22 protein-coding genes are annotated in these 26,061 nt (G+C 71.7%); 20 read left to right on the forward strand and 2 right to left on the reverse strand.

Features of this window, described 5'->3' with window-relative positions; translation table 11 throughout:
- Positions 1-13 precede the first annotated feature (13 nt).
- Complete coding sequence (locus ACZ514_RS30530; protein WP_468166888.1) at positions 14-565, reverse strand: beta-class carbonic anhydrase; 552 nt, start codon at positions 563-565, stop codon at positions 14-16.
- Between the two features lie 341 nt (positions 566-906).
- Between ACZ514_RS30530 and rsmH the strand changes: the two genes are divergently transcribed.
- From rsmH to ACZ514_RS30610, 16 genes are all read left to right on the forward strand, one after another.
- Positions 907-1,836 carry a 16S rRNA (cytosine(1402)-N(4))-methyltransferase RsmH gene (gene rsmH, locus ACZ514_RS30535; protein ID WP_388936198.1) on the forward strand — a complete coding sequence of 310 codons (930 nt, stop codon included), beginning with the start codon at positions 907-909 and terminating at the stop codon, positions 1,834-1,836.
- A complete protein-coding gene (gene ftsL / locus ACZ514_RS30540; RefSeq protein WP_468166890.1) occupies positions 1,833-2,336 on the forward strand; it encodes a cell division protein FtsL in 504 nt (167 codons plus the stop codon). Before rsmH ends, ftsL begins: the two co-directional genes overlap by 4 nt.
- A gap of 165 nt (positions 2,337-2,501) precedes the next feature.
- Positions 2,502-4,493 (forward strand): peptidoglycan D,D-transpeptidase FtsI family protein, encoded by a 1,992-nt coding sequence (locus tag ACZ514_RS30545; RefSeq protein ID WP_469126180.1) that lies wholly within the window; start codon positions 2,502-2,504, stop codon positions 4,491-4,493.
- A gap of 37 nt (positions 4,494-4,530) precedes the next feature.
- Positions 4,531-6,225 carry a UDP-N-acetylmuramoyl-L-alanyl-D-glutamate--2,6-diaminopimelate ligase gene (locus ACZ514_RS30550; protein WP_468166895.1) on the forward strand — a complete coding sequence of 565 codons (1,695 nt, stop codon included), beginning with the start codon at positions 4,531-4,533 and terminating at the stop codon, positions 6,223-6,225.
- Positions 6,222-7,646 (forward strand): UDP-N-acetylmuramoyl-tripeptide--D-alanyl-D-alanine ligase, encoded by a 1,425-nt coding sequence (locus tag ACZ514_RS30555; protein ID WP_468166897.1) that lies wholly within the window; start codon positions 6,222-6,224, stop codon positions 7,644-7,646. Before ACZ514_RS30550 ends, ACZ514_RS30555 begins: the two co-directional genes overlap by 4 nt.
- Complete coding sequence (gene mraY, locus ACZ514_RS30560; protein WP_468166899.1) at positions 7,643-8,713, forward strand: phospho-N-acetylmuramoyl-pentapeptide-transferase; 1,071 nt, start codon at positions 7,643-7,645, stop codon at positions 8,711-8,713. Before ACZ514_RS30555 ends, mraY begins: the two co-directional genes overlap by 4 nt.
- A complete protein-coding gene (murD, locus tag ACZ514_RS30565) occupies positions 8,695-10,182 on the forward strand; it encodes a UDP-N-acetylmuramoyl-L-alanine--D-glutamate ligase (protein WP_469126181.1) in 1,488 nt (495 codons plus the stop codon). Before mraY ends, murD begins: the two co-directional genes overlap by 19 nt.
- 69 nt (positions 10,183-10,251) lie before the next feature.
- Positions 10,252-11,613, forward strand: coding sequence for a putative lipid II flippase FtsW (ftsW, locus tag ACZ514_RS30570; protein WP_468166903.1), 1,362 nt, complete (start codon positions 10,252-10,254; stop codon positions 11,611-11,613).
- 6 nt (positions 11,614-11,619) lie between these two features.
- Positions 11,620-12,711: an undecaprenyldiphospho-muramoylpentapeptide beta-N-acetylglucosaminyltransferase gene (murG, locus tag ACZ514_RS30575; protein ID WP_467896347.1), complete on the forward strand. Its 1,092-nt coding sequence runs from the start codon at positions 11,620-11,622 to the stop codon at positions 12,709-12,711.
- A 23-nt stretch (positions 12,712-12,734) separates the two neighbouring features.
- A complete protein-coding gene (locus ACZ514_RS30580; protein WP_468697806.1) occupies positions 12,735-13,601 on the forward strand; it encodes a cell division protein FtsQ/DivIB in 867 nt (288 codons plus the stop codon).
- Positions 13,602-13,881: 280 nt separating this feature from the next.
- Positions 13,882-15,084: a cell division protein FtsZ gene (gene ftsZ, locus ACZ514_RS30585; RefSeq protein ID WP_468166909.1), complete on the forward strand. Its 1,203-nt coding sequence runs from the start codon at positions 13,882-13,884 to the stop codon at positions 15,082-15,084.
- Positions 15,081-15,812 carry a peptidoglycan editing factor PgeF gene (gene pgeF / locus ACZ514_RS30590; protein ID WP_468166911.1) on the forward strand — a complete coding sequence of 244 codons (732 nt, stop codon included), beginning with the start codon at positions 15,081-15,083 and terminating at the stop codon, positions 15,810-15,812. Before ftsZ ends, pgeF begins: the two co-directional genes overlap by 4 nt.
- A 3-nt stretch (positions 15,813-15,815) precedes the next feature.
- On the forward strand, positions 15,816-16,535 hold the full coding sequence (locus ACZ514_RS30595) for a YggS family pyridoxal phosphate-dependent enzyme (protein WP_468166913.1): 720 nt from the start codon (positions 15,816-15,818) through the stop codon (positions 16,533-16,535).
- A gap of 169 nt (positions 16,536-16,704) precedes the next feature.
- On the forward strand, positions 16,705-17,322 hold the full coding sequence (locus ACZ514_RS30600; protein ID WP_388935436.1) for a cell division protein SepF: 618 nt from the start codon (positions 16,705-16,707) through the stop codon (positions 17,320-17,322).
- Between the two features lie 60 nt (positions 17,323-17,382).
- Complete coding sequence (locus ACZ514_RS30605; RefSeq protein WP_030155988.1) at positions 17,383-17,679, forward strand: YggT family protein; 297 nt, start codon at positions 17,383-17,385, stop codon at positions 17,677-17,679.
- Positions 17,680-17,761: 82 nt separating this feature from the next.
- Positions 17,762-18,961, forward strand: coding sequence for a DivIVA domain-containing protein (locus tag ACZ514_RS30610; RefSeq protein WP_468166915.1), 1,200 nt, complete (start codon positions 17,762-17,764; stop codon positions 18,959-18,961).
- Between the two features lie 193 nt (positions 18,962-19,154).
- Here the strand turns inward: ACZ514_RS30610 and ileS are convergent, their stop codons facing one another.
- Positions 19,155-22,301 (reverse strand): isoleucine--tRNA ligase, encoded by a 3,147-nt coding sequence (ileS, locus tag ACZ514_RS30615; RefSeq protein WP_469126182.1) that lies wholly within the window; start codon positions 22,299-22,301, stop codon positions 19,155-19,157.
- Between the two features lie 553 nt (positions 22,302-22,854).
- On the opposite strand from ileS, the gene ACZ514_RS30620 reads away from it, so the two are divergent.
- The 4 genes from ACZ514_RS30620 (at position 22,855) to ACZ514_RS30635 (ending at position 25,970) form a co-directional block, all read left to right on the forward strand.
- Positions 22,855-23,853, forward strand: a complete 999-nt coding sequence (locus ACZ514_RS30620) for a TraR/DksA family transcriptional regulator (protein ID WP_469126183.1) — start codon at positions 22,855-22,857, stop codon at positions 23,851-23,853.
- A gap of 86 nt (positions 23,854-23,939) precedes the next feature.
- Positions 23,940-24,506 (forward strand): signal peptidase II, encoded by a 567-nt coding sequence (gene lspA / locus ACZ514_RS30625; RefSeq protein ID WP_469126184.1) that lies wholly within the window; start codon positions 23,940-23,942, stop codon positions 24,504-24,506.
- Positions 24,507-24,558: 52 nt separating this feature from the next.
- Complete coding sequence (locus ACZ514_RS30630) at positions 24,559-25,500, forward strand: RluA family pseudouridine synthase (protein ID WP_007263598.1); 942 nt, start codon at positions 24,559-24,561, stop codon at positions 25,498-25,500.
- A complete protein-coding gene (locus ACZ514_RS30635) occupies positions 25,497-25,970 on the forward strand; it encodes a GNAT family N-acetyltransferase (RefSeq protein ID WP_468166923.1) in 474 nt (157 codons plus the stop codon). Before ACZ514_RS30630 ends, ACZ514_RS30635 begins: the two co-directional genes overlap by 4 nt.
- The last annotated feature ends 91 nt before the right edge of the window (positions 25,971-26,061 follow it).

The following is a 26,061-nucleotide window of genomic DNA, read 5'->3' on the forward strand; positions in this document are numbered from 1 at the left end:
CCGGGTCTGTCACTCAGGTGGCCGGATCGATCTCCCGCAGGAGCCCGGTGTGCACGTCGAAGACGAAGCCTCGCACATCGTCCTTGTGGAGCAGGAAGGGGTTGGTCCGGACCCGCTGCATGGACTGGCGGACGTCCTGGTCGACGTCGCGGAAGGCCTCCACCGCCCAGGCGGGGCGCTGGCCGACCTCGTCCTCCAGCTCGTGCCGGAAGTCCTCGGTCAGGCTTTCGAGACCGCAGCCGGTGTGGTGGATGAGTATCACCGAGCGGGTGCCCAGCGCGCGCTGGCTGATGGTGAGCGAGCGGATGGTGTCGTCGGTGACGACCCCTCCGGCGTTGCGGATGGTGTGGCAGTCGCCGAGCTCCAGGCCGAGGGCCTTGTGGAGGTCGAGACGGGCGTCCATGCAGGCCACGACGGCGACGTGGAGGACGGGGCGGGCGTCCATGCCGGGGTCGGTGAACCGGTCGGCGTAGCGCTGGTTCGCCGCGACGAGGCGGTCGGTGACGGTTTCGCCGCTCGATGCCTGGGGCGTGGGGTGTGCGGGCAGGGATGCGGAAGTCGTCATGGAGTCGACGGTAGTGGTCACAGCTCGGGTGGGCGTGGTGTGAGGGTGGACAAAGAAGGTCAACGGGTCTTGGTGTGAGCTAACCCACAAGGGTGAGGCGGGGGCGGCCGTTCGGGTGGTTCGCGGCTTTTGGGTCTTGTCCGGGGGGAGGGCGCACCGGGCACGGGGCGGTTCGTTGACCGCGGCGACCGTTGCACTAAAGTGACGCGAACCGGCCGGAGCCCGGCCCCCACCGGCCGCCCGGCCCCCTGGTAACACTCCGCGTGCGCGGCGCGGCGTATGCCTGCCGCGCCGTTATCTGAGAGGGCGCTTTGACTAGCGAGTCCCGACATGTCCCGGTGATGCTCCAGCGGTGCCTGGACCTGTTGGCCCCGGCGCTGGAGAGGCCGGGGGCCGTCGTCGTCGACTGCACCCTCGGCCTCGGCGGCCACAGCGAGGCCCTGCTGACCCGGTTCCCCGAGGTGCGCCTGATCGGCCTCGACCGCGACCGGGAGGCCCTGCGGCTCTCCGGGGAGCGGCTCGCTCCCTTCGGCGACCGGGCCACCCTCGTCCACGCGATCTACGCCGACCTGGCGGAGGTCCTCGACGACCTGGGGCTCCCGGCCGTCCAGGGCATCCTCTTCGACCTCGGTGTCTCCTCCATGCAGCTCGACGAGGCCGACCGCGGGTTCGCGTACGCGCAGGACGCCCCGCTGGACATGCGCATGGACCAGACGACCGGCATCAGCGCGGCCGAGGTCCTCAACACCTACGCCCCCGGCGAGCTGGTGCGGATCCTGCGCCAGTACGGCGAGGAGAAGCAGGCCAAGCGGATCGTGTCCGCGATCGTGCGGGAGCGGGAGAAGGAGCCCTTCTCCCACAGCGCCCGCCTCGTGGAGCTGATCCGCGACGCCCTGCCGCAGGCGGCCAAGCGCACCGGCGGCAACCCCGCCAAGCGGACCTTCCAGGCCCTGCGGATCGAGGTCAACGGCGAGCTCTCCGGGCTGGAGCGGGCCATCCCGGCGGCGGTCGACCGGATCGCGGTCGGCGGCCGGATCGCGGTGCTCTCCTACCACTCCCTGGAGGACCGCCTCGTGAAGCAGGTCTTCGCCGCCGGCGCCGCCTCCACGGCCCCGCCGGGCCTGCCGGTCGTCCCGGAGAAGTACCAGCCGAAGCTGAAGCTGCTGACACGCGGTGCCGAACTGCCGACCGAGGAGGAGATCGCCGAGAACCGGCGGGCCGCCCCGGCCCGGTTCCGGGGAGTCGAGCGCATCCGCGAGGCGCGGCTGTGACCAAGGCCCGCGCGGGCGCCCGGCCCCGGCCGCAGGGCGGCGGGGCGGCGCGGATGCCGTTCGTCCTGCTGGTGGTGGCGCTGCTCGCGGGCGGACTGATCAGCCTCCTGCTGCTGAACTCGGCGCTGAACGAGGGCTCCTTCCAGCTGAGCCGGCTGAAGAAGGAGACCACCGCGCTCACGGACGAGCAGCAGGCGCTCCAGCGGGACGTGGACGGGTACTCGGCGCCGGAGGCCCTCCAGCGGCGGGCCCGCGAACTGGGGCTGGTGCCCGGCGGCAGCCCCGTCTTCCTCCGCCCCGACGGCACGGTCGCGGGCAGCCCGGCGCCGGCCGAGGCCCCGGCCCCGCCGCCCGAGGCCGCGCCCGCGCCCGTGCCGCCGAGTGCGGCGCCGTCCGCCCCCGGGGCTTCCGTACCGCCCTCCGGGCCCCCCGCGCCCGCCCCGGGCCGGCCCGCGGCCCCGCAACCCCAGCCCCAGCTGAGCCAGACCCCTGGAAGGTGACGTCGTGACGCGGACCCCCGTGGGGCATCCCACCGCCCCGTCCTTCCCCCGTTCCGCGGACCCCGCCCGGCCGGCGTCCGGAGCGCACCGTCCGGAGCGCGGACCCCGGGCGGCCGGCCCCCACCGGTGCGGCGGCCGCCGCACCGCACGGCGGAGGAGCCACCGGTGAGCCCCGCGGAGCCGCCCCGGCGGCGGGTGACCGGGCCGCCGCGGCCGCGGCCCGGCGACCGGGCCCGGGTGACCGTCCGGCCCGCCGCGCGGCGCACCCCGCACACCATCCGCCTCGGCAACCCCCGACCGCGGCTGCGCCTGGTCGGCGTCGGCCTCACCCTGGTCATGCTCGCCTTCGTCGTGCGGCTCCTCCAGGTGCAGGCCGTCGACGCCTCCTCGTACTCCGCCAAGGCCAGCGAGAACCGCTTCGCCAGCCACACCCTGGCCGCCGAGCGCGGGGAGATCACCGACCGCAAGGGCGTCGCCCTGGCCACCAGCGTCGACGCGTACGACATCACCGCCGACCCGAAGATGTTCACCCCGCAGGAGAGCAAGGCCCCCGACGCCCCCCAGCAGGCCGCGGCGCTCCTCGCGCCCATCCTCGGAGCCGACGCCAAAGAGCTCGCCAAGCGCCTCCAGACCAAGAACAGCCGCTACGTGGTCCTGGCGCGCCGCCAGACCCCCCAGGTCTGGAACCAGATCAAGGACCTCAAGAAGCTCTTCGCCGACAAGGCGGCCGCCGACAAGAAGAACAACGGCCCCGGCGCCAACGTCATCGCCGGCGTCTTCAACGAGGTCAGCAGCAAGCGCGTGTACCCGGGCGGGGACCTCGCCGCCGGGATACTGGGTTACGTCAACGCCGACGGCAAGGGCGGCGGCGGCCTGGAGTCCGCCCTCGACAAGAAGCTGTCCGGCAAGGACGGCGAGCTGACCTACGCCCAGTCCGGCGGCCGCCGCGTGCCCACCGCGGGATCCAGCGAGAAGCCCGCCGTACCCGGCGACGACATCGAGCTGACCATCGACCGCGACATCCAGTGGGCCGCGCAGAGCGCCATCGCCGAGCAGGTCGAGAAGTCCGGCGCCGACCGCGGCTACGTCATCGTCCAGGACACCCGCACCGGCGAGGTACTGGCCATGGCCAACGCCCCCGGCTTCGACCCCAACGACCTGAGCCGGGCCAGCTCCGCCGCCATGGGCAACGCCGCGCTCCAGGACGTGTACGAGCCCGGCAGCACCGCCAAGGTGATGTCGATGGCCGCCGTCCTGGAGGAGAAGAAGGCGCGCCCCGACACCCACGTCGAGGTCCCCAACCGGCTCCACCGCGGCGACCGGCTCTTCAAGGACGACATCGACCACCCGACCTGGTACCTGACCCTCAACGGGGTCCTCGCCAAGTCCTCCAACATCGGCACCATCCTGGCCACCGGCCAGCTCGGCGCCACCCAGGCCGAGGCCAACCGGGTCCTGTACTCGTACCTGGACAAGTTCGGCATCGGACGCCCCACCGGCCTGAACTACCCCGGCGAGTCCCGAGGGATCCTCGCCAGGCCCGAGGCCTGGTCCACCTCCCAGCAGTACACGATCCCCTTCGGCCAGGGCCTGTCCGTCAACGCCATGCAGGCGGCCTCCGTGTACTCCACCATCGCCAACGGCGGGGTCCGCATCACCCCGACCCTGGTGCGCGGCACCAAGGGCCCCGACGGCCGCTTCACCCCGGCCCCCGCCCCCGAGCGGACCAACGTGATCAGCGCCGAAACGGCCCGGACCCTCGCCGAGATGCTGGAATCCGTGGTCGACGACCAGGAGGGGACCGGCACCAAGGCGAAGATCCCCGGCTACCGCGTCGGCGGCAAGACCGGCACGTCCAACCGGGTGGATCCGGCCACCGGCCGCTACAAGGGCTACACGGCCTCGTTCGCCGGCTTCGCCCCCGCCGACGCCCCCCGCGTCACCGTCTACTGCGCCATCCAGAACCCCACCAAGGGCAGCTACTTCGGCGGCCAGATCTGCGGCCCCATCTACAAGACGGTGATGGAGTTCGCCCTCAAGACCCTCCAGGTCGCACCCACCGGAACGGCCCCCGCGGGCCTGCCCGTGACCTACGAGGCGGCCCCGCCGCCCGCCGCCCCCGGCGGCACCCCGACCGGTCCGAAGCCCGGGCAGTGAACCGACCGTCCAGCCACCAGAGCGCGAGGCACGACCAGTGACAACGATCACCCCGGAACCGGGGAACCAGACGGCCGCCGGCGCGCAAGCGGGGCCCTCGCTTCGCGAGCGGCCCGCCGCGCCCGGTACGCTCACCGCCGTGCCTCACGCTGATCAGCCCAGAACCGCCCAGAAAGACGCCCCGGCAGCGCCGCCGGTGGCGCCCCGGCCCGTGACCGTCCGCCCGACCCCGCTGGGCGAGCTGGCCACCCTGCTGGGTCTGCCCGAGTCCGGCGCCGCTCAGATCACCGGCATCACGCACGACTCCCGTGCGGTACGCCCCGGAGACCTGTACGCGGCCCTGCCCGGCGCCCGGCTGCACGGCGCGGACTTCGCCGCCCAGGCCGCCGCCCTCGGCGCCGCCGCCGTGCTGACCGACCCGGAGGGCGCCGAACGCGCCGCCGCGACCGGACTGCCGGTCCTGGCCGTCGCCGACGTGCGCGCCCGGATGGGCGAGGTCGCCGCCGAGATCTACGGACGGCCCGGCGAGGCCCTGCTCCAGCTCGGCATCACCGGCACCTCCGGCAAGACCACCACCGCGTACCTCGTCGAAGGCGGGCTGCGCGCGGCGGGACGCACCACCGGACTCGTCGGCACCGTCGAGATGCGCGTCGGCGACGAGCGCATCAAGTCCGAGCGGACCACCCCCGAGGCCACCGACCTCCAGGCACTGTTCGCCGTCATGCGCGAACGCGGCGTCGACGCCGTGGCCATGGAGGTCTCCAGCCACGCCCTGGTCCTGGGCCGAGTCGACGGCTGCGTCTTCGACGTCGCCGTGTTCAACAACCTCAGCCCGGAACACATGGAGTTCCACACGGGCATGGAGGACTACTACCAGGCCAAGGCCCAGCTCTTCACCGAACGCCGGGCCCGCGTCGGCGTGGTGAACATCGACGACGAGTACGGCCGCCGCCTCGCCAAGGAGGCGCCGATCCCGGTCGTCACCTTCTCCGCCACCGGCGACCCGGCCGCCGACTGGCGCGCCGAGGACGTGGCCAGCGGCCACATGGACTCCACCCTGACCCTGGTCGGACCGGCGGGGCAGCGCGTACGGGCCAAGGCCCCGCTGCCCGGCCCGTTCAACGTCGCCAACACCGTCGCCGCGATCGTCACGCTCGCCACCGCCGGCCTCGACCCCCAGACCGCCGCCGACGGCGTCGCCGCGGTCCCGGGCGTCCCCGGCCGCCTGGAGCGGGTCGACGCGGGACAGCCGTACCTGGCCGTCGTCGACTACGCCCACAAGACGGACGCCGTCGAGTCGGTGCTGCGCGCCCTGCGCGAGGTCACCACCGGCAGGCTGCACATCGTCCTCGGCTGCGGCGGCGACCGCGACACCACCAAGCGCGGCCCGATGGGCGCCGCGGCGGCCCGGTACGCCGACACCGCCGTCCTGACCTCCGACAACCCGCGCTCCGAGGACCCCCTGAGGATCCTCGCCGCGATGTTCGAGGGCGCCGTCTCCGTGCCCGCCGAGGAGCGCGGCACGGTCCTCGTCGACGCCGACCGCGCCGCGGCCATCGCCGCGGCCGTCGCGCGCGCCGGGGCCGGCGACACCGTCCTCGTCGCCGGCAAGGGCCACGAGCAGGGCCAGGACACCGCGGGTGTCGTACGCCCCTTCGACGACCGCGCCGTGCTCCGCGCGGCCATCGAGAACCAGCAGCTCAGCGCCCGACAGGCCGAGGTGGACCAGTGATCGCCCTTTCCCTCGCCGAGATCGCCGACATCACCGGCGGGCGGCCCCACGACATACCGGATCCGGCGGTGCGGATCGGCGGACCCGTCGTCATCGACTCCCGCCAGGTGGAACCCGGCAGCCTCTTCGCCGCCTTCGCGGGCGAGCACGTCGACGGCCACGACTACGCCGAGCGCGCCGTCGCCGCCGGGGCCGCCGCGGTCCTCGCGACCCGGCCCGTCGGCGTACCGGCGATCGTGGTGCCCGACGTGGAGAAGGCGCTCGGCGCCCTCGCCCGCGCCGTCGTCGAACGTCTCGGCACCGACGTGGTCGCCCTGACCGGCTCCGCCGGCAAGACCTCCACCAAGGACCTCATCGCCCAGGTGCTCCAGCACCACGCGCCCACCGTGTGGACGCCCGGCTCCCTCAACAACGAGATCGGCCTGCCGCTCACGGCCCTGAAGGCCACCGCGGAGACCCGCCACCTGGTCCTGGAGATGGGCGCCCGCGGCATCGGCCACATCGCCTACCTGACCGGACTGACCCCGCCGCGCATCGGCCTCGTCCTGAACGTCGGCACCGCCCACATCGGCGAGTTCGGCGGCCGCGAGGCCATCGCGCAGGCCAAGGGCGAGCTGGTCGAGGCCCTGCCGTCCGAGGCCGAGGGCGGCGTCGCCGTACTCAACGCCGACGACCTGCTGGTGCGCGCCATGTCCGCCCGCACGAAGGCCCGTACGGTCCTCTTCGGCGAGGCCGAGGACGCCGACGTACGCGCCACCGACGTGCGGATGACGCCCGCGGGGCAGCCCTCCTTCACACTCCACACACCCACCGGGTGCAGCGATGTGACCTTGCGGCTGTACGGTGAGCACCACGTGTCGAACGCGCTCGCCGCGGCCGCCGTCGCCCATGTCCTGGGCATGCCGGCCGAGGAGATCGCCACAGCGCTCTCCGGAGCGGGCACGCTGTCCCGGTGGCGGATGGAGGTCACCGAGCGCGAGGACGGCGTGACGATCGTCAACGACGCCTACAACGCGAACCCGGAGTCCATGCGGGCCGCCCTGCGCGCACTCGTCGCGATGGGCGAGGCCGGCAAGGCGAACGGGGGACGTACGTGGGCGGTGCTCGGCCCCATGGCCGAGCTCGGCGACGCATCGCTGGCCGAGCACGACGCGGTGGGGCGGCTTGCCGTCCGGCTCAACGTGAGCAGGCTCGTGGCAGTCGGGGGCAGGGAAGCGTCCTGGCTGCAACTGGGCGCATACAACGAGGGTTCGTGGGGTGAGGAGTCGGTGCTCGTGTCCGACGCGCAGGCGGCGGTCGACCTGTTGCGCAGTGAACTGCGCCCGGGGGACGTCGTGCTGGTGAAGGCTTCCAGGTCGGTCGGCCTGGAGCGGGTCGCGCTGGCGTTGCTGGAGCGCGAGGGCGGGGTCGCCGACCGATGAGGCAGATCCTGTTCGCCGGTGTCATCGGCATGTTCCTCACCGTGATCGGCACCCCGCTGCTGATCAAGCTGCTGGCCCGCAAGGGCTACGGCCAGTTCATCCGCGACGACGGCCCGCGCGGCCACGCCGGGAAGAAGGGCACGCCCACCATGGGCGGCATCTCCTTCATCCTGGCCACGCTCATCGCGTACGCCCTGACGAAGGTCATCACCGGTGAGGAGCCGAGCTTCTCGGGTCTGCTGGTGCTGTTCCTGATGGCGGGCATGGGCCTGGTCGGCTACCTCGACGACTACATCAAGATCGTCAAGCGGCGTTCGCTCGGTCTGCGGGCCAAGGCCAAGATGGCCGGCCAGCTCATCGTCGGCATCGCCTTCGCGGTGCTCGCGCTCCAGTTCAAGGACTCGCGCGGGCTCACCCCGGCCTCGATGAAGCTCTCCTTCGTCACGGACTTCGGCTGGTCCATCGGCCCCGTCCTGTTCGTGGTCTGGGCCCTGTTCATGATCCTGGCCATGTCCAACGGCGTGAACCTGACCGACGGTCTGGACGGCCTCGCCACCGGCGCCGCCGTGATGGTCTTCGGCGCCTACACCTTCATCGGCGTCTGGCAGTTCCAGGAGTCCTGCGCCAACGCGGTGACCCTGACGAACCCGAACGCCTGCTTCGAGGTGCGTGATCCGCTGGACCTCGCGGTCGTCGCCTCCGCCCTGATGGGTGCCTGCTTCGGCTTCCTGTGGTGGAACACCTCGCCCGCCAAGATCTTCATGGGCGACACCGGTTCGCTCGCGCTCGGCGGCGCCCTCGCGGGCCTGGCCATCTGCTCCCGCACGGAGTTCCTGATGGCCCTCCTCGGCGGCCTCTTCGTGCTCATCACGATGTCGGTCGTCATCCAGGTCGGCTCCTTCAAGCTGACCGGCAAGCGCGTCTTCCGCATGGCCCCGCTCCAGCACCACTTCGAACTCAAGGGCTGGTCCGAAGTCCTCGTCGTGGTCCGCTTCTGGATCATCCAGGGCATGTGCGTGATCGTCGGCCTCGGTCTCTTCTACGCGGGATGGGCAGCAGAAAAGTGACCTCCTGGCAGGACAGGAACATCACCGTCGCCGGTCTCGGCGTGAGCGGCGTCAGCGCCGCCCGCGCCCTGGCCGGCCTCGGCGCGTCCGTCACCGTCGTCGACGGCGGCGACAGCGAGGCCCACCGGGCCCGGGCCGCGGAGCTGGAGGCGCTGGCCGAGGGCGTTTCCGTGCGCCTCGGCGACGCCGAGACCCTCCCCGAGGGCACCGACCTGGTCGTCACCTCGCCCGGCTGGAAGCCCGACAGCCCGCTCTTCCTGGCGGCCGCCAAGGCCGGCGTGGACGTCGTCGGCGACGTCGAGATCGCCTGGCAGCTGCGCGAGACCGGTGCGGAGCGGCGCGCCGCGGCCTCCGGCGAGCCGCGCAGGGAACCGGCGCCCTGGCTCGCGATCACCGGCACCAACGGCAAGACCACCACCACCCAGATGCTGGCGTCGATCCTGAGGGCGGCCGGTCTGAAGACCGCCGCCGTCGGCAACATCGGCACCCCCATCATCGACGTGGTGACCGGTGACGAGCACTACGACGTGCTCGCCGTCGAACTCTCCAGCTACCAGCTGCACTGGGCGCCCTCCGTACGCGCCCACTCGGCGGCCGTGCTCAACCTGGCCCCGGACCACCTCGACTGGCACGGCTCCATGGAGGCGTACGCCGCCGACAAGGGACGCGTCTACGAGGGCAACACCGTCGCCTGCGTCTACAACGTCGCCGACCCGGCCACCGAGAGGCTGGTCGAGGAGGCCGACGTCGAGGAGGGCTGCCGCGCCATCGGCTTCACGCTCGGCGCCCCAGGGCCCTCCATGCTCGGCGTGGTCGACGGGATCCTCGTGGACCGGGCGTTCGTGCAGAACCGGCAGAAGAACGCCCAGGAGCTGGCGCACGTCGACGACGTGAACCCGCCCGCCCCGCACAACATCGCCAACGCCCTCGCCGCCGCCGCCCTCGCCCGCGCCTTCGGCGTCGAGCCGCGCGCGGTCCGCGACGGGCTGCGCGACTTCCGCCCCGACGCGCACCGCGTCGCGTACGTGGACGAGGTCGACGGGGTCCGGTACGTCGACGACTCCAAGGCCACCAACACCCACGCGGCGGAGGCCTCCCTCGCGGCCTTCGAACCGGTCGTCTGGATCGCCGGGGGCCTCGCCAAGGGCGCGACCTTCGACGAGCTCGTCCGGAAGTCCGCGAAGCGGCTGCGCGCCGTCGTGCTGATGGGCGCCGACCGGGCGCTGATCGCCGAGGCGCTGGCGCGACACGCCCCCGAGGTCCCGGTGACCGACCTCGAACGGACCGACACTGGGGCGATGCTCGCAGCGGTCCGGGAAGCGGCCCGGCTCGCGGAGCCCGGAGACACGGTCCTGCTGGCGCCGGCGTGCGCCTCGATGGACATGTTCGCGAACTACAACACGCGTGGGGACGCGTTCGCCGACGCGGTGCGCGAACTGGCCTCCGGGAGTGCCGCGGACACGGTCTAGGCCGAGGCGCCGGGACAGGTTCCCTCCGGCCGGCTGCTCGCCCCGTACGAGTGGAGGGGAAGATCACAGATGCCGGCCAAGCAGATGCTGCCGGGGCGGCGGCCCGCAGCCGTCAAGGCGCAGGGCCGCAAACGCCCGGCGGGCGGCGCCAAGAGCCCCGCCGGGCGCGGGCCGCTGGCGGGACTGCGGCGTACGCAGCGGCAGTTGAGCAAGGCCTGGGACCGGCCGCTCACCGCGTATTACCTGATTTTCGGCAGCTCGTTGCTCATCACCGTGCTCGGGCTGGTGATGGTCTACTCGGCCTCCATGATCAAGGCGCTCCAGCTGGGCCTGGGGGACGCCTACTTCTTCAAGAAGCAGTTCGTGGCCGCCCTGATCGGCGGCGCCCTGCTCTTCGCCGCCTCCCGCATGCCGGTCAAACTCCACCGCGCGCTGTCGTATCCGGTGCTCGCCGGCACCCTGTTCCTGATGGTCCTGGTCCAGGTCCCCGGGATAGGGGTCTCGATCAACGGCAACCAGAACTGGATCTCCCTGGGCGGCCCGTTCATGCTCCAGCCCAGCGAGTTCGGAAAGCTCGCGCTGATCCTGTGGGGCGCCGACCTGCTGGCCCGCAAGGGCGACAAGGGGCTGCTGAGCCAGTGGAAGCACCTGCTGGTGCCGCTGGTCCCGGTGGCCTTCCTGCTGCTCGGTCTGATCATGCTCGGCGGGGACATGGGCACCGCGATGATCCTCGGCGCCGTCCTGTTCGGCCTGCTGTGGCTCGCCGGGGCGCCGACGCGGCTGTTCGTGGGCGTGCTCGCCTTCGCGGGTGTGATCGTCGCACTGCTCATCAAGACCAGTCCGCACCGCATGGACCGGCTCTCCTGCCTCGGGGCGACGGAACCGGGCAAGAACGACCTCTGCTGGCAAGCCGTACACGGGATCTACGCCCTGGCCTCCGGCGGATGGTTCGGTTCCGGTCTCGGGGCGAGTGTGGAAAAATGGGGGCAACTGCCCGAAGCCCACACCGACTTCATCTTTGCCATCACCGGTGAGGAACTGGGCCTGGCAGGGACGCTGTCGGTGCTCGCCCTCTTCGCGGCTCTAGGCTATGCGGGTATCCGCGTGGCCGGACGCACGGAGGACTCCTTCGTACGGTATGCCGCGGGAGGCGTGACCACCTGGATCACGGCCCAGGCCGTGATCAACATCGGTGCGGTGCTCGGTCTGCTGCCGATCGCCGGAGTCCCGCTCCCGCTGTTCTCCTACGGAGGGTCGGCCCTGCTGCCGACCATGTTCGCGGTCGGACTGCTGATCGCGTTCGCGCGGGAGGAACCGGCGGCGCGGGCGGCGCTCGCGATGCGACAGCCCCGAACGGGCTGGAAGCGGAGCGGGCCGATATGGAAGTCGATGAGACGGCGCGTCAAGAGGCGTCCGTCCGGAGAGCGGTGAATTTCGGTGCATGTCGTACTCGCCGGTGGGGGGACCGCCGGCCACATCGAGCCGGCGCTGGCCCTCGCGGACGCACTGCGCAGGCAGGACCCGACCGTGGGCATCACCGCCCTCGGCACGGAACGGGGCCTCGAGACCCGTCTGGTGCCCGAGCGCGGCTACGAGCTGGGGCTGATCCCCGCCGTGCCGCTGCCCCGCAGGCCCACCCCGGAGCTGATCACCGTTCCCGGGCGGCTGCGCGGCACCATCAAGGCCGCCGAGGAGATCCTCACGCGGACCAAGGCCGACGTGGTCGTCGGCTTCGGCGGTTACGTGGCCCTGCCCGGCTACCTCGCGGCCAAGCGCCTCGGGGTGCCCATCATCGTCCACGAGGCCAACGCCCGCCCCGGGCTGGCCAACAAGATCGGCTCCCGCTACGCGCACGCCGTCGCGGTCTCCACCCCCGACAGCAAGCTGCGCGGGGCCCGCTACGTGGGCATCCCGCTGCGCCGCTCGATCTCCACCCTCGACCGGGCCGCGGTCCGCCCCGAGGCGCGGGCCGCCTTCGGCCTGGACCCGAACCTGCCGACGCTGCTGGTCTCCGGGGGCTCCCAGGGCGCCCGCCGCCTCAACGAGACGATCCAGCAGGTCGCGTCGACCCTCCAGCGCTCCGGGATCCAGATCCTGCACGCGGTCGGCCCGAAGAACGAACTGCCGCGTGTCGACAACATGCCCGGGATGCCGCCCTATGTGCCGGTACCGTACGTGGACCGGATGGACCTCGCGTACGCCGCCGCCGACATGATGCTGTGCCGCGCGGGTGCGATGACCGTCGCCGAGCTCTCCGCCGTCGGACTGCCGGCCGCCTACGTACCGCTGCCCATCGGCAACGGCGAACAGCGGCTCAACGCCCAGCCGGTGGTCAAGGCCGGCGGCGGCCTGCTCGTCGACGACGCGGAACTGACGCCCGAGTGGGTGCTCGGCCAGGTCCTCCCGGTGCTGTCCGATCCGCACCGCCTGTACGAGATGTCCCGCGCCGCCGCCGAGTTCGGCCGCCGGGACGCCGACGACCTGCTCGTCGGCCTGGTCTACGAGGCGATCGCGGCCGCACGCGGGTAACCGCTGACCCAGGAGGCACAGGAGTGGCCGGAGCGACGACGGCAGAGCGCGGCCCTTCCGGCCGGGGTGGCAAGGGGGGCAAGGGTGCCAAGGGCACCAAGGGAGCCGAAGCGCCCAAAGCCCCCAAGCGCCCCAAGTCGCCGGAACCACCGCGGGGATCCGGCCCGCCCGGACCCGGCCGCGCACTGCCGCGCCGGGTCCGTCTGCTGGCCTCCCTCGCCGCCGCGGTGCTCCTCGCCGCCGGCGTCGTCTGGGCGCTCTACGGCTCCTCCTGGCTCCGCGTCGAGCGGGTCACGGCCTCCGGCACCGAGGTGCTCACCCCCGGGCAGGTCCTCGCCGCCGCGGCCGTGCCCGTCGGCGCCCCCCTGGTGAGCGTGGACACCGACGAGATCGCGGCCCGGGTGCGCGGCCGGCTGCCCCGCATCGACGCGGTCGACGTGGTGCGGTCCTGGCCGCACGGGATCGCGCTGAAAGTGACGGAACGCAAACCGGTCCTGCTCATCAAGAAGGACGGGCAGTTCGTCGAAGTGGACGCTTCCGGTGTGCGATTCGACACGGTCCGGCACGCACCCGCGCACGTTCCGGTCCTCGAACTGGCGGCGCAGGACTCGCCGAGCGCCCGCCGTTTCGACCGCGACCGGCTGCTGATGGAGGCGGTCGGGGTCGCCGGAAGCCTCCCCCGGCCCGTGGCCGAGGAGACGTTGCAGGTCACGGTCCGGTCGTACGATTCGGTCGTACTGCAACTCACGAAGGGCCGCACGGTCGTCTGGGGGAGCGGCGAACTGGGTGACGCGAAGGGCAAGGCGCTGACGGCTCTGCTGAAGGCCGCGCCCAAGGCTGACCACTTCGACGTGAGCGTCCCCACGGCGCCCGCGGCGTCCGGGAGTTGACGTCGGGTCGAACACCGACGCACCCTGGTTGGCCACCGATACGGGTGATCACATAGGGTGAAAAGAAAAACGGGAGGTTCGGCGTGTTCGTTGAACACGCGCTACTTGTCGACTTAGTGTCCTGTTCGGAAGAGTCCAGGGAACAGACACACCCCTAACCCTAAACTTAAGGGTGAGGGTTCGGGTCGGCGCGTACGGACCGTCCCACATTTCGGCATCAGTCGTCGCTACGCAGGCCCGCGAGGCGGCGACACGTAACTCGAGGCGAGAGGCCTTCGACGTGGCAGCACCGCAGAACTACCTCGCAGTCATCAAGGTCATCGGTGTCGGCGGCGGTGGTGTCAATGCCATCAACCGAATGATCGAGGTCGGTCTCAAGGGCGTCGAGTTCATCGCCATCAACACCGACGCCCAGGCGCTGTTGATGAGCGACGCCGACGTCAAGCTCGACGTCGGCCGCGAACTCACCCGGGGCCTCGGCGCCGGAGCCAACCCGGCCGTCGGCCGCAAGGCGGCAGAGGACCACCGCGAGGAGATCGAGGAGGTCCTCAAGGGGGCCGACATGGTCTTCGTCACCGCCGGCGAGGGCGGCGGCACCGGCACCGGCGGCGCACCCGTCGTCGCCAACATCGCGCGCTCGCTCGGCGCCCTGACGATCGGTGTGGTCACCCGCCCGTTCACCTTCGAGGGCCGGCGCCGCGCGAACCAGGCGGAGGACGGCATCGCCGAACTCCGCGAAGAGGTCGACACCCTCATCGTCATCCCCAACGACCGGCTGCTGTCCATCTCGGACCGCCAGGTCAGCGTGCTCGACGCCTTCAAGTCGGCCGACCAGGTCCTGCTCTCCGGCGTCCAGGGCATCACCGACCTCATCACCACCCCCGGCCTGATCAACCTCGACTTCGCCGACGTCAAGTCCGTGATGTCCGAGGCCGGCTCGGCCCTGATGGGCATCGGCTCCGCCCGCGGCGACGACCGCGCCGTGGCCGCCGCCGAGATGGCCATCTCCTCGCCGCTGCTGGAGGCGTCCATCGACGGCGCCCGCGGCGTGCTGCTCTCCATCTCCGGCGGTTCCGACCTCGGCCTGTTCGAGATCAACGAGGCCGCGCAGCTGGTGAGCGAGGCCGCCCACCCCGAGGCGAACATCATCTTCGGAGCCGTCATCGACGACGCGCTCGGCGACGAGGTGCGCGTCACCGTCATCGCGGCCGGCTTCGACGGCGGACAGCCCCCGGCCCGCCGGGACAACGTCATCGGCGCCGCGTCCACCAAGCGCGAGGAGCCGGCCCCCGCGCCGGTCCGCGCCGCCGAGCCGGTCCGCCCGGCCTTCGGCGGACTCGGCACGGTCACCCCCCGCGAGGAGCCCCCGGCCCCGGTGGAGATCCCGGTCGAGCCCGTGGCCCCCGCGCCGCAGGTCCCGACGGCCCGGCCCTACCAGGACAGCCCGGCCGAAGAGCTGGACGTACCGGACTTCTTGAAGTGACATCGGGGCAGCACAGCGAGAACGGCGCCCACTTCGCCTTCACCGACCGGTGGGGCGGGGTGAGCGCCGTTCCGTACGAGGAGCTCAATCTCGGCGGCGCGGTCGGAGACGACCCGGCCGCCGTTCGCGCGAACCGGGCGATCGCGGCCGAGGCCCTGGGCATCCGGCCGGACCGGGTCGTCTGGATGAACCAGGTGCACGGGCGGGACGTGGCCGTGGTCGATGCCCCTTGGGGCGAGGGGGAGCCGGTCCCGGACGTCGACGCGGTGGTGACCGCCCGCCGGGGGCTCGCCCTCGCGGTGCTCACCGCCGACTGCACGCCCGTACTGCTGGCCGACCCCGTCGCCGGGATCGCCGGCGCCGCCCACGCCGGGCGGCCGGGACTCGTCGCGGGGGTGGTGCCCGCCGCGGTCGAGGCGATGGTCGCCCTCGGCGCCGACCCCGCGCGGATGGTCGCCCGTACCGGCCCGGCCGTCTGCGGCCGCTGCTACGAGGTGCCCGCCGAGATGCGCGAGCAGGTCGCCGCGGTGGTGCCGGCCGCGTGGGCCGAGACCAGCTGGGGGACGCCGGCCGTCGACGTGGTCGCCGGGGTGCACGCGCAGCTGGCCGCGGCGGGGGTGGCGCACGCGCACCGTTCGCCGGTCTGCACACTGGAGTCGCGGGACCACTTCTCGTACCGCCGCGACCGGGTGACCGGCCGGCTCGCCGGATATGTCTGGTTGGACTGAGGAATGACGGATCGTAAGGCCGAGCTCGCCGCGAACCTGGCGCGGGTGGAGGAGCGCATCGCGTCCGCCTGCGCGGCGGCCGGGCGCGAGCGGGAGGAGGTGACCCTCATCGTGGTCACCAAGACCTACCCGGCGAGCGACGTACGACTGCTGGCGGACCTGGGTGTCCGTCATGTTGCGGAAAATCGCGACCAGGACGCCGCCCCCAAGGCCGCTGCCTGCGCGGATCTGCCGCTGACCTGGCACTTCGTGGGCCAGTTGCAGACGAACAAAGTCCGTTCCGTGGCGGAATACGCGCATGTGGTGCAGTCGGTCGACCGGCCGAAGCTCGTCACCGCGCTCTCGGCGGCCGCCGAGGCCCGGGGGCGCGAGCTCGGCTGCCTCGTGCAGATCGCCCTCGACGCCGAGTCGGGCGAGCGGGGTGCCCGGGGCGGTGCCGCGCCGGACCTGATGGCCGAGTTGGCGGACCTCGTCGCGGGTGCGCCGGGACTGCGGATCGACGGGCTCATGACGGTCGCCCCCCTGGCGGGCCCCTACGCGGGACGCGAACGGGCGGCCTTCGAGCGGATGATGGAATTGTCATCAGGCCTGCGCGCGGCCCATCCGGCTGCCACGATGGTGTCGGCCGGAATGAGCGCCGACCTGGAGCAGGCCGTGCTGGCGGGTGCGACACATGTACGCGTCGGCACTGCGGTACTCGGCGCGAGACCCCGGCTCGGGTAACGTCGCGAAGAAAGTCGGACCACAGCAGAAAATATGGTCATTTCCGCAGATGAGCGGACAGACCACGTGGATCGCGGGCAGTTGGTGACTTTGGTGACACAGCTACTTTGCTGACGGACACTCGACACCTGCGACAGGGCGATCCACCACAGAGCGGAGGACTCGGAGAATGGCCGGCGCGATGCGCAAGATGGCGGTCTACCTCGGCCTCGTGGAGGACGACCGGTACGACAACCCGGGGTACGACCCCGACGACGAGTTCGAGCCCGAACCGGAACCGGAACGGGCTCGGGATCGAGAGCGTAGGCAGCAGCCGGTGCACCAAACGCCCGTAACGGACGAACCGGTACGAGCCGTACAGCCGCCCGCTCCGCGCGAGCCCCTCCCAATTCCGTCAGAAAACGGACGTCCCGCGCGAATTGCCCCCGTGGCATCCATCACACCTGACCGCACCAACCTGGAGAAGAACGCACCCGTGATCATGCCCAAGGTCGTCTCCGAGCGGGAGCCGTACCGCATCACGACGCTGCACCCCCGGACCTACAACGAGGCCCGTACCATCGGGGAACACTTCCGTGAGGGCACCCCGGTGATCATGAATCTCACGGAGATGGACGACACGGACGCGAAGCGTCTCGTGGACTTCGCCGCCGGTCTCGTCTTCGGTCTGCACGGCAGCATTGAACGCGTGACACAGAAGGTGTTCCTGCTGTCTCCTGCTAACGTCGATGTCACGGCGGAGGACAAGGCCCGCATCGCGGAGGGCGGGTTCTTCAACCAAAGCTAGACCGATCCGTCAGAAACGGGACCGGGAACAGGGCGGAAGCAGGGGAGAGGGAAGCACGGGATGGGCGTCGCACTACAGGTGGTCTACATCGCGCTGATGTGCTTCCTCATCGTGTTGATCTTCCGACTGGTCATGGACTACGTGTTCCAGTTCGCACGTTCATGGACACCCGGCAAGGCGATGGTGGTCGTTCTGGAGGCCACCTACACTGTCACCGATCCACCGCTCAAGCTTCTTCGGCGGTTCATCCCGCCGTTGCGTCTCGGGGGCGTGGCACTCGACCTGTCCTTCTTCGTTCTGATGATCATCGTTTACATCCTCATCAGTTTCGTGAGCACCGCTGCGAGAAGCGTGTGAACGATGAGCTCCCCCGCAGGCGCGGGGACAGTCCCGATACGGTCCTGCCGACTGCCGACGACTACGTAGAGGTGAAGAAGACATGCCGCTGACTCCCGAGGACGTGCGGAACAAGCAGTTCACGACCGTCCGCCTGCGAGAAGGCTATGACGAGGACGAGGTCGACGCCTTCCTCGACGAGGTCGAGTCCGAGCTGACCCGTCTGCTGCGCGAGAACGAGGACCTGCGCGCCAAGCTGGCCGCCGCCACGCGTGCCGCCGCGCAGAACCAGCAGCAGCAGCAGAACATGCGCAAGCCGGAGCCCCAGGACCAGCGCGGCCCGGGCGCCCCCGTGCCCGCGGCCATATCCGGCCCGCCGCAGCAGCAGCAGCCGCAGATGGGCCCGCCGCAGCTCCCGGCCGGCCCCGGCGGACACGGACCGCAGGGCCAGGGCCCGATGGGCGGCCCCATGCAGCAGCAGTCCATGGGTGGACAGCACCCGATGGCGCCGCAGCAGCAGATGGGCCAGCAGCAGCAGATGCAGCAGCAGATGCAGCAGCAGTCCATGGGCGGCCAGAACCAGCTCGGCCAGCCCATGGGCCAGCAGATGCAGCCGATGGGGCAGCAGATGCAGCCCATGGGTCAGCAGATGCAGCCGATGGGTCAGCCGCAGCTCCCGCAGCAGGGCCCCGGTGGCGACAGCGCCGCCCGCGTCCTGTCGCTCGCGCAGCAGACCGCAGACCAGGCGATCGCGGAGGCCCGCTCCGAGGCCAACAAGATCGTCGGCGAGGCGCGCAGCCGCGCCGAGGGCCTGGAGCGGGACGCCCGCGCCAAGGCCGACGCGCTGGAGCGGGACGCGCAGGAGAAGCACCGCGTCGCGATGGGCTCCCTGGAGTCCGCGCGCGCCACGCTGGAGCGCAAGGTCGAGGACCTGCGGGGCTTCGAGCGTGAGTACCGTACGCGTCTGAAGTCCTACCTGGAGTCGCAGCTGCGCCAGCTGGAGACCCAGGCCGACGACTCCCTCGCGCCGCCGCGCACCCCGGCCGGTCCGGCCCTGCCGCCGTCGCCGTCGCCTTCGATGGCTCCGGCCGGTGCCATGGGGATGGGTGGCCCGTCCCCGATGGGCGGCCCGTCGCCGATGGGTGGTCCCTCGCCGATGTCCGGCGGTCCGTCCTACGGCGGGCAGCAGCAGATGTCCCCGGCGATGACGCAGCCGATGGCCCCGGTGCGGCCGGCCGCGCCGCAGCCGATGCAGGCGCCGTCCCCCATGCGGGGCTTCCTGATCGACGAGGACGACAACTAGGCGCCGCCGCGTCCGTCGGCAGTCGATCCGCGGGCCGGGCCCGGTTCCCCTTCGGGGGCACCGGGCCCGGCCCGTTCCGCGTGCGCCCCCGGCCTCCGGGCGCCGTACCGCTCCCCGGCCGCCGGGGGCGGAGACGGCCGTGGCCCGGCCCCCGCGACGGGGGGCCGGGCCACGGCTCGTGCGCCGGGAGGCGTTACGCCTTGCGGAGGCGGAACGTCAGCGACAGGGACTCGTCCGTGAACGGTTCACCGTACGAGGCGTCGGCCTCGCCGGACGCGAAGTCCGTCGCCAGGACCTCGTCCGCGATCAGCGCCGCGTGGTCCGTCAGGGCCGTCTCGACCTCCGGGGAGGGGGAGGACCAGCGCAGGGCGATGCGGTCCGCCACGTCCAGGCCGGAGTTCTTCCGGGCCTCCTGGATCAGGCGGATGGCGTCCCGCGCCAGGCCCGCGAGGCGCAGATCCGGGGTGATCTCCAGGTCGAGGGCGACCGTGGCACCGGAGTCGGAGGCCACCGACCAGCCCTCGCGCGGGGTCTCCGTGATGATGACCTCCTCCGGGGTGAGGGTGATCGTCTCACCGTTCACCTCGACCTCCGCCGAGCCGGAGCGCAGGGCCAGGGACAGCGCGGCGGCGTCGGCGGCGGCCACGGCCTTCGCCACGTCCTGCACGCCCTTGCCGAAGCGCTTGCCCAGCGCCCGGAAGTTGGCCTTGGCCGTGGTGTCCACCAGCGAGCCGCCGACCTCGGACAGGGAGGCCAGGGAGGAGACGTTCAGCTCCTCCGTGATCTGCGCCTGGAGCTCCGGGGACAGGGCGTCGAAGCCCACCGCCCCGACCAGCGCGCGCGACAGCGGCTGGCGGGTCTTGACCCCCGACTCCGCGCGCGTCGCACGGCCCAGCTCCACGAGGCGGCGTACCAGCAGCATCTGCTGCGACAGCACCGGGTCGATGGCGGAGGCGTCGGCCGCCGGCCAGGCCGACAGGTGCACCGACTCCGGCGCGTCCGGGGTGACGGGGACGATCATGTCCTGCCAGACCCGCTCCGTGATGAAGGGGGTGAGGGGGGCCATGAGGCGGGTGACCGTCTCGACCACGTCGTGCAGGGTGCGCAGCGCGGCCGCGTCGCCCTGCCAGAACCGGCGGCGCGAGCGGCGCACGTACCAGTTGGACAGGTCGTCCACGAAGGCGGAGAGCAGCTTGCCCGCGCGCTGGGTGTCGTAGGCCTCCATCGCGTCCGTGACCTCGGTGACGAGGGTGTGGAGCTCGGAGAGCAGCCAGCGGTCGAGGACCGTGCGGTCGGCCGGCGCCGGGTCGGCGGCGGACGGCGCCCAGTTCGACGTACGGGCGTACAGCGCCTGGAAGGCGACCGTGTTCCAGTACGTGAGGAGCGTCTTGCGGACGACCTCCTGGATCGTGCCGTGGCCGACGCGCCGCGCCGCCCACGGGGAGCCGCCGGCCGCCATGAACCAGCGCACGGCGTCGGCGCCGTGCTGGTCCATGAGCGGGATCGGCTGGAGGATGTTGCCCAGGTGCTTGGACATCTTGCGGCCGTCCTCGGCGAGGATGTGGCCGAGGCAGACCACGTTCTCGTACGAGGACTTGTCGAAGACGAGGGTGCCGACCGCCATGAGGGTGTAGAACCACCCGCGGGTCTGGTCGATGGCCTCCGAGATGAACTGCGCCGGGTAGCGCTTCTCGAAGACCTCCTTGTTCTTGTACGGGTAGCCCCACTGCGCGAACGGCATGGAACCCGAGTCGTACCAGGCGTCGATGACCTCGGGCACGCGGACCGCTTCGAGGGAGCAGCCCTCGTGCGTGCAGGTGAAGGTGACGTCGTCGATGTACGGGCGGTGCGGGTCCAGGTTCGAGTGGTCCTGGCCGGACAGCTCGCTCAGCTCGGCGCGGGAGCCGACGCAGGTGAGGTGGTTCTCCTCGCAGCGCCAGATCGGCAGCGGGGTGCCCCAGTAGCGGTTGCGGGAGAGCGCCCAGTCGATGTTGTTGTTCAGCCAGTCGCCGAAGCGGCCCTGCTTGACCGACTCCGGGAACCAGTTGGTCTTCTCGTTCTCCCGCAGCATCGCCTCCTTGACGGCGGTGGTGCGGATGTACCAGGACGGCTGCGCGTAGTAGAGCAGCGCGGTGTGGCAGCGCCAGCAGTGCGGGTAGCTGTGCTCGTAGGCGATGTGCTTGAAGAGCAGGCCGCGCGCGTCGAGGTCGGCGGTCAGCTTCTCGTCGGCCTTCTTGAAGAAGACGCCGCCGACGAGCGGGACCTCCTCCTCGAAGGTGCCGTCGGGGCGGACCGGGTTCACGACGGGCAGGCCGTACGCGCGGCAGACCGCGAGGTCGTCGGCGCCGAAGGCGGGGGACTGGTGGACCAGACCGGTGCCGTCCTCGGTGGTGACGTAGTCGGCGTTGACGACGTAGTGCGCCGGCTCCGGGAACTCCACGAGCGCGAAGGGGCGCTCGTACGTCCAGCGCTCCATCTCCTTGCCGGTGAAGGTCCGGCCGGTGGCCTCCCAGCCCTCGCCGAGCGCCTTCTCCAGCAGCGGCTGGGCGACGACGAGGTTCTCCTCGCCGTTGGTCGCGACGACGTACGTGACCTCGGGGTGGGCGGCGACGGCGGTGTTCGAGACGAGGGTCCAGGGGGTGGTGGTCCACACGACCAGGGACGCCTCGCCGGCGAGCGGGCCGGAGGTCAGCGGGAAGCGGACGTAGACGGAGGGGTCGACGACCGTCTCGTAGCCCTGGGCCAGCTCGTGGTCGGACAGGCCGGTGCCGCAGCGCGGGCACCAGGGGGCCACGCGGTGGTCCTGGGTCAGCAGGCCCTTGTTGAAGATCTCCTTCAGCGACCACCACACGGACTCGACGTACTCGGGGTCCATGGTCCGGTAGGCGTCGTCCAGGTCGACCCAGTAGCCCATGCGGGTCGTGAGCTCGGTGAACGCGTCGGTGTGGCGGGTGACGGACTCGCGGCACTTGGCGTTGAACTCGGCGATGCCGTACGCCTCGATGTCCTGCTTGCCGTTGAAGCCCAGTTCCTTCTCGACGGCCAGCTCCACGGGCAGGCCGTGGCAGTCCCAGCCCGCCTTGCGGGCCACGTGGTAGCCGCGCATGGTGCGGAAGCGGGGGAAGACGTCCTTGAAGACGCGGGCCTCGATGTGGTGCGCGCCGGGCATGCCGTTCGCGGTGGGCGGGCCCTCGTAGAAGACCCATTCGGGGCGGCCCTCGGACTGCTCGAGCGTCTTGGCGAAGGTCTTGCTCTCGCGCCAGAAGTCGAGGACGGCGTGCTCGAGGGCGGGCAGGTCGACCTGGGCGGGTACCGGGCGGTACTGCGGCGGTGTGGTCATGAGGCTGAACTCTTCCTCCGGCGGTGTGTCGCTTCCGTCCGGAGGGACGAGAGCGTCTGCTGCTCCCGCGGTACCACCCTCCTTGGCCTCCGGACAGGTCCGGCGGCCCCCTCATTGGGGTGCGAAGCCGGTTCTACTCGCCGTACGGGGATCCGTGCGGGCTTTCTTCCGGCGGCTCCGGGGTGATCCTTCACGTCGCGCTCGCCCCCGGGCTCTCACCGTCCCCGGGTCGCTCCTGGCTGCGTCCGACGCTACTCGTCCCCATCCATGCCTTTCGCTGCGCCCAGTGTACGGGCCGGGGCGCCGGTGGGCGGACCGGTTTACGGCGGCCGGCGGCGTGGCGCGGGCGGGGCCGCGGTGCCCCGGATGGCCCGACGGGCCGGTTCGGGATCCACTGGGGTGGGCGGGGCGGATTACGGGGCTCCGCGCTGGGCACAACGGATGCAGGTTGACCTCGACGGACGCGTGCCCCGTTGCCGTGGGGTCGGAGGCGATTTATCGTTCCGGCACGATCTGCGAACAAGATCACAGTATGTGAAAAGGGGCCGCGGCCATGGTGGCGAAGAAGACGGGGACGCAGGAGGTGGCCGAGGCCGCGGTCAAGAAGACCCCGGCGAAGAAGGCCCCGGCGAAGAAGGCCGTGGCCGAGAAGGCTGCGGCGAAGAAGACCGCTGCCGAGAAAGCCCCGGCCAAGAAGGCCCCGGCGAAGAAGACCGCTGCCGAGGAGGCTCCGGCGAAGAAGGCCGCGGCCGAGAAGGCCGCGACCAAGAAGGCCGCGGCCGAGAAGGCCGCAGCCGAGGAGGCCGCGACCAAGAAGGCCGCAGCCGAGGAGGCTCCGGCCAAGAAGGCTCCGGCGAAGAAGACCGCTGCCGAGAAGGCTCCGGCGAAGAAGGCCGCGACCAAGAAGGCCGCGGCCGAGAAGGCTCCGGCGAAGAAGGCCGCCGCCGAGAAGGCTCCGGCCGAGAAGGCGGCGGCCGGGCGCACCACGAGCAAGGACGCGGCCAAGGCGGACGTGTCCGAGGGGGCGGCCCCGGCCGCGCGGAAGACGGGAGCTCGGAAAGTGGTTGCCAAGAAGACTGTGGGTACGGCCAGGAAGACGGCCGGGACCGCCACCAGCGGGCTTCCCAAGGTGAAGGCCACCGCGGCCACGGCGCGCGGCGCTCTCGCCGTGCGCGCGGGGGAGGACCCCTGGACCCCCGAGGAGGTCGCCGGGGCGCGTGCGGAGCTGGAGGGCGAGGTGGTGCGGCTGCGGGCCGAGCTGGACGCCTCCGAGGTGGCCATCTCGGGCCTGATGCGGGACTCCGGCGACGGCGCGGGGGACGACCAGGCCGACACCGGCACCAAGAACATCACCCGGGAGTCCGAGCTGGCCCTCGCCGCGAACGCCACCTCGATGCTGGAGCAGACCGAGCGGGCCCTGGAACGGCTGGAGGCGGGCACGTACGGGCTCTGCGAGAACTGCGGCCAGCCCATCGGGAAGGCCAGGATGCAGGCCTTCCCGAGGGCCACGCTGTGCGTGGACTGCAAGCAGAAGCAGGAGCGGAGGCACTAGCCAGGACCTGCGGGCACTGACGTACTCTCGTGTCTCGTCGGGATGAAGGTTCCCGTACCCGGTTCGAGCTAGTTCGAGGGACTCACGTGGCAGAGGCGGAGCGCATCATCGGTATGCCGGAAGTCGGGGACGACGCCGAACCGCAGTCGGAGCCCGCGGCGCCCCGGGGGCGCAGGCGGATCACGGCGCTGCTGGTCGTCGCGGTGCTCGCGTACCTGCTCGACCTCGGCAGCAAGATGCTGGTCGTGGCCAAACTGGAACACCAGCCGCCGATCGAGATCATCGGTGACGTGCTGAAGTTCTCCGCCATCCGCAACGCCGGCGCCGCCTTCGGCATCGGCGAGGCCTTCACGTTCATCTTCACCGCCATCGCGGCGACCGTGATCGTGGTGATCGTGCGGCTGGCCCGCAAGCTGTGCAGCCTTCCGTGGGCCATCGCCCTCGGCCTGCTGCTGGGCGGCGCGCTGGGCAACCTCACCGACCGGATCTTCCGTTCGCCGGGCGTGTTCCGCGGCGCGGTCGTCGACTTCATCGCGCCGGCCCACTTCGCCGTGTTCAACCTCGCGGACTCGGCGATCGTGTGCGGCGGCATCCTGATCGTCCTGCTGTCCTTCAAGGGCCTGGACCCGGACGGCACCGTCCACAAGGACTGATCGGGGAGCTCGGGCGGGAATGCTCCGCTGCCGAGTCCTGCATACTCGACAGGTGAGTACGATTCCCGAGATCCGCACCCTGCCCGTTCCCGATGGCCTCGAGGGCGAGCGCGTCGACGCCGCCATCGCCCGTATGTTCGGTTTCTCCCGGACGAAGGCGGCCGAGCTGGCGGCGGAGGGGAAGGTCTCGGTCGACGGCAGTGTCGTCGGCAAGTCCGAGCGCGTCCACGGCGGCGCCTGGCTCGAGGTCGAGATGCCCGCCCCGCCGCGGCCCGTCGAGCTCGTGGCCGAGCCGGTCCCCGGCATGGAGATCATCCACGACGACGACGACGTCGTGGTCATCATGAAGCCGGTCGGGGTCGCCGCACACCCCAGCCCCGGCTGGACCGGCACCACCGTCATCGGCGGCCTCGCCGCCGCCGGCTACCGGATCTCCACCTCCGGCGCGTCCGAGCGCCAGGGCATCGTGCACCGCCTCGACGTCGGCACCTCCGGCCTGATGGCCGTGGCCAAGTCCGAGCGGGCCTACACCTCGCTGAAGAACCAGTTCCGCGAGCGGGTCGTCGACAAGCGCTACCACGCGCTGGTGCAGGGCCACCCGGACCCGATGAGCGGCACGATCGACGCGCCGATCGGACGCCACCCGAGCGCCGACTACAAGTGGGCGGTCACCCAGGACGGCAAGGCCTCCGTCACCCACTACGACCTGATCGAGGCGTTCCGGGCGGCGTCGCTGCTGGACATCAAGCTGGAGACGGGACGCACGCACCAGATCCGCGTGCACATGTCCGCGCACCGCCACCCCTGCGTCGGTGACCTCACCTACGGGGCCGACCCCACCGTCGCCAAGCGGCTGGGCCTGACCCGGCAGTGGCTGCACGCGGTGCGGCTCGGCTTCGAGCACCCCGCCGACGGGCAGTGGGTGGAGTTCGAGAGCGGTTACCCGGCGGACCTGCAGCACGCGCTGGATGTGATCCGGGCCGAGAGCCAGTGAACCCCGCCCCGCCCGTCACGGTGAGGGTGGCCTCCTCCGGGGCCGACCTGGCGGCCTGCCACGCCGTGCGGACCGAGGTGTTCGTGGTGGAGCAGTCCGTGCCGGAGTCGGTCGAGTACGACGCCTACGACGCGGTCGCGCTGCACGTGCTGGCCGTCGGCCCGGACGGGGAGCCCCTGGGCACCGGCCGGCTGCTGCACGGGCCCGGGGCCCTGGGCAAGACCGGGTCCCCGGAGGTCGGTTCCCTCGGGCGGCTGGCCGTACGCGCGTCCGCGCGCGGGCTGGGCGTCGGGGTGGCACTGGTCCGCGCGATCGAGGCGGAGGCCGTCCGGCTGGGGCTGGCGGCCGTGGACCTCGGCGCTCAGACCCACGCGCTGGGCTTCTACGAGCGGCTGGGGTACGAGGCGTACGGCCCGGAGTTCGAGGACGCGGGCATCCCGCACCGGTCGATGCGCCGGACCCTGACCTAGTGACCTGAGTCGGAGATTCACTGTTAGTCGGGCATGAGTCGTCCAGGTCCGAAGATTCCGCCGTTGTTGGTTACGGATGCCCAGCGTGCGG

The organism is Streptomyces sp. NPDC034086 (genome assembly GCF_055575515.1).